Raw genomic sequence first — 7,701 nt, 5'->3', positions numbered from 1 at the left:
GTGTTCTACAACGCGCAGCGGGCGGCGGCGAGCGGCGGCGCGGGGCCCCGCCCCGGCGCCGCGACGGTGGTGCTGACGGGCGGCGTCCGTACGCCGTCGGACACGCTGGTGGGGCCGGTGGCGGACGCCGCGATCCGCTCCCTCCACTTCGACGTGCTCTTCCTGGGCGTGCACGGCATATCGGTGCGGGCCGGGCTCTCCACGCCGAACCTGGCGGAGGCCGAGACCAACCGGCACTTCGTGCGGTCCGCGCGGCGGGTGGTGGTCGTGGCGGACCACACCAAGTGGGGGATGGTCGGCCTGAGTTCGTTCGCCGCCCTGGAGGACGTGGACGCGCTGGTGACGGACGCGGGACTGCCGGAGCCGGCCCGTTCGGAGATCGCCGAGCACCTGTCGGAGCTGGTGGTGGTGGGCGGCCCGGAGGGCGAGACGGACGCCTGAGGCGACCGAGGGTGGGGGCTTGAGGGAGCGCAGGCGCTCGATGCGGCTCAGGCTCTTGCGGCAGCGCGGGCGTTGAGGCGCTCCGGGCATCGAGGAGCCCCGGGCATTGAGGTGCCCGGGACATCGAGGCGGCGCAGACATCTGACGGTCCGACAGCTATGGTGTGCGCGCCCGGTCACGTTGCCGATCCCCTGGGGGTACGTCCCATGGTGCGCCGACTCCGTCCTGTCGGGCTCGACTTCGCCGAGACCGCGCCGCTGCGCCTGGTCTTCACCGCCGACGCCGCGGCCCGCCCGGAGACGGTCTACCGGGCGCTGGCCGAGGAGGTCACGGAGTGGCCGACGTGGTACCGGGCGGTCACCCTGGCCCGACCGGTCGACGGCGCGCGGGGCCGGGAGGTCCGGCTGGTCGGCGGGGTCCGCTTCGTCGAGGCGATCATGGCCGCGGAGGCGCCCGAGCGGTACGCCTACCGCGTCGACGAGGTGAACGTCCCCGGCGTCCGCGCCCTCCTGGAGGAGTGGCGGCTCGCCCCGATCGGCGCCGGGGACGGCGCCGGCACCCGCGTGCGGTGGACGTTCGCCGTCGACGCGGCGGCCCCGGTGCGGGGCGCGCTGCGGCTGGCCCGGCCGGGGTTCGGGCGCGCGTTCCGGGACGCCGTACGCGCACTGGACCGGCGGCTGGCGGCCGTATGAGCTCACCCGCCGGGCCCGATACGGCCCCGGCGGAGGCTCGGGGCTACTCGGGCCAGCGGCCGGTCGCCAGGAAGGACGCGATGGTCTCGGCGTACGGGGCCATGTCCAGGCCCTGTTCCTCCAGCCACGCGTCCGAGTAGTACTTGTCGAGGTAGCGGTCGCCCGGGTCGCAGAGGAGCGTGACGACGCTCCCGGTGCTCCCCTCGGCGACCATCTCTGCGATGATCTTCAGGGCGCTCCACAGCCCGGTCCCCGTGGACCCGCCCGCCTTGCGGCCGATCGCCCGTTCCAAAGCCCGTACGGCCGCGACGCTCGCGGCGTCGGGGACCTTCATCATGCGGTCGATGGCTCCGGGCACGAAGCTCGGCTCCATGCGGGGGCGGCCGATGCCCTCGATGCGGGAGCCGCGGTCGCTGCTCGCGTCGGCGTCGTGGTCCCGCCAGCCCTCGAAGAAGCAGGAGTTCTCGGGGTCGGCGACGCAGACGCGGGTGTCGTGCTGCATGTAGTGGACGTAGCGGGCGATCGTCGCGGAGGTGCCGCCGGTGCCGGCCGTGGCGACGATCCAGGCGGGCTCGGGGTGCCGCTCCAGCCGCAGCTGGCTGTAGACGGATTCGGCGATGTTGTTGTTGCCGCGCCAGTCGGTGGCCCGCTCGGCATAGGTGAACTGGTCCATGTAGTGGCCGCCGGACCGCTCGGCGAGGGCGGCCGCCTCCTGGTACATCGTCCGGGGGTCGTCCACGAAGTGGCATTGCCCGCCGTGGAACTCGATCAGCCGGCACTTCTCCGCGCTGGTGGTGCGGGGCATCACGGCGATGAACGGCACGCCCACGAGGTTGGCGAAGTACGCCTCGGAGACGGCGGTGGAGCCGCTGGACGCCTCGATGACGGGCCGGTCGGGCCGGATCCAGCCGTTGCACAGCCCGTACAGGAAGAGCGAGCGGGCGAGGCGGTGCTTGAGGCTGCCGGTGGGGTGGGTGGACTCGTCCTTGAGGTAGAGGTCGATCCCCCACTCCTCGGGCAGCGGGAAGCGCAGGAGGTGGGTGTCGGCGGAGCGGTTGGCGTCGGCCTGGACCTTGCGGACGGCCTCCTTGAGCCAGCTCCGGTAGCCGGAATCGGTACGGTCCACGTCGAGCGTGGGGGTGGCGGGCGCGAGGGCCGCGGAACCTCCTCGGGCCGGTTCCGCCACGTCCGTCGCCCCCGGTCGCACTGTGCTGTTCACGTCGCTCCTCACGATGACTTCCGGGCTCATCGGGAGCTCTCGGACGTTTCGATCATAAATGGGCACTGGTGCACGAGCCGTCTCGCAGGCAGACTGCGGGCAGGCGGTTGGTTCGGCTTTCGACCGGGGAGGTGGGGCACCGTGGCGGAGCCGGAGTTCGCGGCGTCCGAGTTCAATGCGACAGGGGTGCGGATCGAGCGGTCCCTCCGCTCCCTCACCCGCGCCGGGCAGATAAAGATCAAGAACGGCAGGCTGGAACTGCTCACCAGCTACGGCCGGGAGATCGACAGCGCGCCCGTGGACTCCGTACAGGCCGGCAGGCCCTGGTTCGCGGCCCGCGGCCGCGCCCGCGCCACGGTGAACGGGACCCGCTATCTGCTCACCCTGGACGAGCGGGAGGCCGCCGGCGCACCGGAGACGGGCGCGGCCCGCCGCTTCCTGGACGCGGTGCGCACGGCGCACGCCCGGGAGCCCCGAGGGCCCGGGGAGACCAAGGGCTGACGGAAGAGCGCAGAGGCCCCGACAGGCCCGGAGAGTCCCGAGAATCCCAGACAGGCAGAGAGCCCGAGGGAGAGGCACAAGAACAAAGCGGCACAAGTTGCGCGTGTGCCGCTCCTGGTCGACTCTTGACTCGTACCATCATCACCGAGGGTTCACCGGTGGTAACGCTGAGACCCAGCCCCTCCGCCGGTCGGCTCGGCAGCCACCACACTGCAGGAACCGTACTCAGCCCGCGTTTGTACCCGCATCTGTATCAGGCTAGCCCTACTTCTTCAGGGAGTCGCAGCCGTGATCAGCCGGCCGAGCAGGCATTGCACGGTGGAGCTTCAGGCCCTGCCGTCACGGATCGGACAGGTCCGCAGAATCGTATCCGCGCAATTGCGGTACTGGCATCTCGATCCCCTCATCGATCCCGCGGCGCTCGGAGTCACCGAGCTGCTGACGAATGTGCACCGACACGCGGAACCCGACAAGCAGTGCACGGTGGAGATCGTCCTGCTGCTCGACCGGCTCACGGTCTCGGTGCAGGACCACGACCCCCGGCTGCCGAGCCTCGCCGACACCGACGAGTGCAGCACCCACGGGCGGGGGCTCGCCCTGATCGCCGCGGTCAGCGAGAGCTGGGGCATCCGGCCCCGCGAGGGCGGCGGCGGAAAGGCCGTATGGTTCACGCTCCCCCTGCCGCCCACCGCCGCCGTCGAACCTCCGCCTCCGCTGTGCGCGCCCGAGACCACCGTCTCGTTCGAACAGCCGCCCCCGTCGCGCCGGACGGGCGGCGGGCTACGCGATCACGCGCCGGCACGGTCGGCGGTCCTGGGCTGAGGCGACTGGTGGGCCGACCACCGGCGCACCGTCCTGCCCTGCCCTGCGTGCTGATGCCGCCACCCCCGTGGGCGGCACCAGCACCCGGGACTCGTAGGGACGGGCGTGCGTGTCGCGGTCGCAGCGGGCCGCGGCCACTGTCCGCCTCCCGCCTTCCACCGCATCTGCCCTCAAGAGGCGCGTTCCTTGGCGCCGCCGCCGAAGTGCTCCTCAAGGACGGAGACGCGCTGCCAGTACTCCTCCTCGTCGATCTCCCCGGCCGCGAAGCGACGGCCGAGCACGGCGATCGGGGACTTCTCCGTATACGCCGCGCCCACCTGCCGCGCGCCGCCCCGCCCGCGCCACACCGTGCGGCGCAGCAGCGTGACGACGCCGACGACGACCAGCGCCCACACCAGCGGGAAGAACAGAATCCACGGTCCGGGCCCGCCGTCGGACCAGCTCTGGGCAAGGGTGTTCATGAGAGTTCAGCTCCTCGGTGATGACGGTTTCCCCGTGCTTCCTGCACTTCTCCCGTCACCACCGAGCCTGGCCCCCGCGGCCTCGCGGGTCGTCGTACGGCAAGCGGCACTTGACGTACCGCGCGGGGAGTACGCGGGCTGTCCGCCCGTACGCCGCGACAGGCGACGGTTCGTCGGGGGTTCGGGCTTCTACGCCCGTGGTCCTCACGATCGGTACCGTCGCTCTGGACCGGTCCATCCAGGGAGAGGCGGCGTCCATGCCCGAAGTCGAACTGCGCGCCGGAATCATCGACTACACGGATACGGGAGGCGGCGGCGAGGTCGTAGTGCTCGCCCATGGGCTCGGATTCGACGAGTCGGTGTGGGACCCAGTGGTGGAGGAGCTCCGGGACGAGTACCGCGTCGTGGTGCCCGTACTGCCGATCGGCAGCCATCGCCGGCCGATGCGGCCGGACGCGGACCTGTCGGCGTCCGGGGTCGCGCTGGTGCTGGCGGAGTTCCTGGAACGCCTCGACCTGCGTGACGTCACACTCGTCCAGAACGACGCGGGAACGGCCCAACTCCTGGTGGGCGTCCGCGACGAACGCGTCGGCCGGCTCGTACTCACCTCGTGCGAGGCGCTGGAGAACTACCCGCCCGGCGTCCAGGGCAAGCTCCTCAAGGGGGCCGCGAGCGTCCCCGGCGGCCTCTTCCTGCTGCTGCAATCCTTCCGCGTGCCGTTTCTGGTGCGTATGCAGAGCTCGCTGGGCGGGATGGCGAAGCGGCCGATCCCGTACGCGTCGGTGCGCCGCTGGTACCGGCCGCTGCTCACCAACCGCGAAATCCGCCGCGACTTCGCCAAGTTCTGCCGCAGCGCCGCGCCGAGCACGTACCTCGACGCCGCGGCGAACCTGCGGAAATTCGACCGGCCCGCGCTCGTCGCCTGGGGTGCGGAGGACCGCATGATGCCGCCCGCGACCGGGCGGCGGCTCGCCGCGCTGCTGCCGCGAGGGCGGTATACGCAGATCCCCGACGCGCGGACGCTGGTCCAACTGGACAACCCCGTCGCCCTCACGGCGGAACTGCGCCGCTTCATGAAGGAGAACCCGCTGAACCGGACGTGAGGGCGCGCCCCCGGGAGGAGCAGGAACGCACCCGCCCCTTGCCGTACAGAGCGGCCGCGCGGGCGCGCCGTCAGCCGAGTGCCCCCAGCGGGTCGTCCAGGACCGGCTGCCAGGCCAGTTCCGCCGCGCCCACCAGGCTGTGGTGGTCGAGGATGCAGGGCAGGATCGGTACTCCTCCGCTGCGGCCCCACAGGCTGCGGTCGGCGACGACGGCTCGCAGGCGTTCGGGGTCGGCCTCCAGGAGTTCGCGGTGGAGGCCGCCGAGGATGATGCGGTCGGGGTTGAGGATGTTGACGAGGCCGGCGAGGCCCAGGCCGAGGCGGTCGATGAGGAGGTCGGCGGCGGCTTGTACGGCCGGGTCGCCGTATTCCGTGCGGAGCAGGTCGCGGGACTGCTGGAGCAGGGAGACCTCGGGGCCGGGGGCGCGCCCGGCGGCGGTGAGGAAGGCGAGCGGGTCGGTCTCGATGTCGAGGCAGCCGCGGCTGCCGCAGTGGCAGACCGGGCCGTCGGGGTTGACGGGGAGGTGGCCGACCTCCAGGGCCAGCCCCGAACTGCCGGTGTGCAGCCGGCCGTCGAGTACGAGCGCGCCGCCGACGCCCCGGTGGCCGGTGGCCACGCAGAGCAGGTGCCGGGCGCCGCGGCCCGCGCCGTGGCGGTGTTCGGCGAGGGCCGTGAGGTTGACGTCGTTGCCCGTGAAGCCCTCGGTGGGGACGTTCCCCGGGCCGGGGATGTCCGCCTTGGCGAGGCTTTCGGCGAAGAGTTCACGGACCGGGGCGCCGGCGGCCCAGGCCACGTGGATGGGGTTGAGCGCGGTGCCTTCGGGCTCCGCGACGGCGGAGGGCACGGCCAGCCCCGCGCCCAGGCAGCGGCGGCCGGTGTCGCGCAGCAGCCCGGCCCCTGCCTCGACGACCGCGTCGAGCACCCGCGCGGGGTCGGCGGGCACGGTCATGCAGCCGGGCGCGGTCGCGACCAGCCGGCCGCCGAGCCCGACGAGGGCGGCGCGGAAGCCGTCGGCGTGGATCTGGGCGGCGAGGACGACGGGGCCGCGGGGCGCGATGGACAGCCGGTGGGAGGGGCGCCCCTGGGAGCCCGCGGCGGCGGCCGGCCGCGAGTCGACCTGGATCAGGCCGAGCGCCTCCAGTTCGGCGGCCACGGCTCCGGCGGTCGCCCGTGTCACGCCGAGTTCGGCGGTGAGCACGGCGCGGGTGGGCGCGCGTCCGGTGTGTACGAGCTCCAGCGCCGGGCCGAGGGCGCCGCGGCCCCGCTCCAGTCGTGTTGTCCGATTCTGGGTCACGCCCCTATTCTGGCTTTGTGCCGACGCTAAACAAAATACGGACGGCCATAACGGGGACCCAGCGCACCACGACGCCCGACCCCGCCCTTCGCCGCCTCCGTACCGCCCTGACCGTATTCTTCGCCCTCGACGGCTTCATCTTCGCCGGCTGGGTGGTCCGCATCCCCGCGATCAAGGAGCAGACCGGCGCCTCCGCGGGCGATCTCGGGCTGGCCCTGCTCGGCGTATCCGCCGGCGCCGTCGCCACCATGATGGTGACCGGCCGGCTCTGCCACCGCTTCGGGACCCACCCGGTCACCGTCGTCGCCGGCGTCCTGCTCTCGCTCAGCATCGCCCTGCCGCCGCTGACGCACTCCGCGCTCGCCCTCGGCCTCGTCCTGCTCGTCTTCGGCGCGGCCTACGGCGGCATCAACGTCGCGATGAACGCGGCGGCCGTCGACCTCGTCACGGCCCTGCGCAGGCCCGTCATGCCGAGCTTCCACGCGGCGTTCAGCCTCGGCGGGATGCTCGGCGCGGGGCTGGGCGGGCTGGTCGCCGGGCAGCTGTCCCCCACCCGGCATCTGCTGGTACTCACGGTGGTGGGACTGGTCCTCACCGCGGTCGCAGGGCGGATTCTGCTGTCCCATGCGGCTCCTGTCGCGGGCGCGACGCCTGTCGCCCGCGCGGAGAACGCCCGCCCCGAGGCCGCCGCGCCCGCCGCCCGGCTCACGGGCCGTGCGCGCCGCCTCGTCGCGGTCTTCGGGTTCATCGCCCTGTGCACGGCGTACGGAGAGGGGGCGCTCGCCGACTGGGGCGCGCTCCACCTCCAGCAGGACCTGCACGCCCGGCCGGGCCTCGCGGCCGCCGGGTACTCCGTCTTCGCCGCCACCATGACTCTCGGGCGGCTGACCGGCACCGCGCTCCTCGAACGGCTCGGCCAGACCAGAGCCCTGGTCGCCGGCGGCTCGACGGCCGCGCTGGGCATGCTGATCGGCTCGCTCGCCCCCGCCACCTGGCTGGTCCTCCTCGGCTTCGCCGTCACCGGCATCGGCCTCGCCAACATCTTCCCCGTCGCCATCGGACGCGCCGGTGACCTGGCCGGGCCGAGCGGCGTCGCGGCCGCCTCCACCCTCGGCTACGGCGGCATGCTGCTCGGCCCGCCCGCCCTCGGCGTCCTCGCCGACAGCTG

The 7,701-nt window shown here is 73.1% G+C and carries 8 protein-coding genes and 1 pseudogene; 6 read left to right on the top strand and 3 right to left on the bottom strand.

Annotated features, from left to right (window positions below; all coding sequences use genetic code 11):
• Both ACFU99_RS25345 and ACFU99_RS25340 read left to right on the top strand, forming a co-directional pair.
• Positions 1–441 (top strand): annotated as a pseudogene (locus tag ACFU99_RS25345) (DeoR family transcriptional regulator); the annotation flags it as partial.
• A gap of 206 nt (positions 442–647) precedes the next feature.
• Positions 648–1,133 carry an SRPBCC family protein gene (locus tag ACFU99_RS25340; protein ID WP_384395706.1) on the top strand — a complete coding sequence of 162 codons (486 nt, stop codon included), beginning with the start codon at positions 648–650 and terminating at the stop codon, positions 1,131–1,133.
• Between the two features lie 43 nt (positions 1,134–1,176).
• On the opposite strand, the gene ACFU99_RS25335 is transcribed toward ACFU99_RS25340, so the two are convergent.
• Positions 1,177–2,319 carry a PLP-dependent cysteine synthase family protein gene (locus ACFU99_RS25335; protein WP_384395709.1) on the bottom strand — a complete coding sequence of 381 codons (1,143 nt, stop codon included), beginning with the start codon at positions 2,317–2,319 and terminating at the stop codon, positions 1,177–1,179.
• 174 nt (positions 2,320–2,493) lie between these two features.
• Between ACFU99_RS25335 and ACFU99_RS25330 the strand changes: the two genes are divergently transcribed.
• Together ACFU99_RS25330 and ACFU99_RS25325 are read left to right on the top strand one after the other, a co-directional pair.
• Complete coding sequence (locus tag ACFU99_RS25330; protein WP_384395703.1) at positions 2,494–2,853, top strand: hypothetical protein; 360 nt, start codon at positions 2,494–2,496, stop codon at positions 2,851–2,853.
• Positions 2,854–3,141: 288 nt separating this feature from the next.
• Positions 3,142–3,675, top strand: coding sequence for an ATP-binding protein (locus tag ACFU99_RS25325; protein WP_384395700.1), 534 nt, complete (start codon positions 3,142–3,144; stop codon positions 3,673–3,675).
• Positions 3,676–3,845: 170 nt separating this feature from the next.
• On the opposite strand, the gene ACFU99_RS25320 is transcribed toward ACFU99_RS25325, so the two are convergent.
• The gene (locus ACFU99_RS25320) at positions 3,846–4,136 is read right to left on the bottom strand and encodes an SHOCT domain-containing protein (RefSeq protein ID WP_384395697.1); all 291 of its coding nucleotides are present in this window, start codon (positions 4,134–4,136) and stop codon (positions 3,846–3,848) included.
• Between the two features lie 257 nt (positions 4,137–4,393).
• On the opposite strand from ACFU99_RS25320, the gene ACFU99_RS25315 reads away from it, so the two are divergent.
• Positions 4,394–5,239: an alpha/beta fold hydrolase gene (locus tag ACFU99_RS25315; protein ID WP_384395695.1), complete on the top strand. Its 846-nt coding sequence runs from the start codon at positions 4,394–4,396 to the stop codon at positions 5,237–5,239.
• 70 nt (positions 5,240–5,309) lie between these two features.
• Here the strand turns inward: ACFU99_RS25315 and ACFU99_RS25310 are convergent, their stop codons facing one another.
• Complete coding sequence (locus tag ACFU99_RS25310; RefSeq protein ID WP_384395692.1) at positions 5,310–6,533, bottom strand: ROK family protein; 1,224 nt, start codon at positions 6,531–6,533, stop codon at positions 5,310–5,312.
• A gap of 17 nt (positions 6,534–6,550) precedes the next feature.
• Between ACFU99_RS25310 and ACFU99_RS25305 the strand changes: the two genes are divergently transcribed.
• A partial coding sequence (locus tag ACFU99_RS25305) for an MFS transporter (protein ID WP_384395690.1) occupies positions 6,551–7,701 on the top strand: 1,151 nt, incomplete at its 3' end.

The organism is Streptomyces sp. NPDC057654, from assembly GCF_042800135.1.
GTDB lineage: Bacteria > Actinomycetota > Actinomycetes > Streptomycetales > Streptomycetaceae > Streptomyces.
This window is presented reverse-complemented; position numbering and strand designations above follow the sequence as displayed.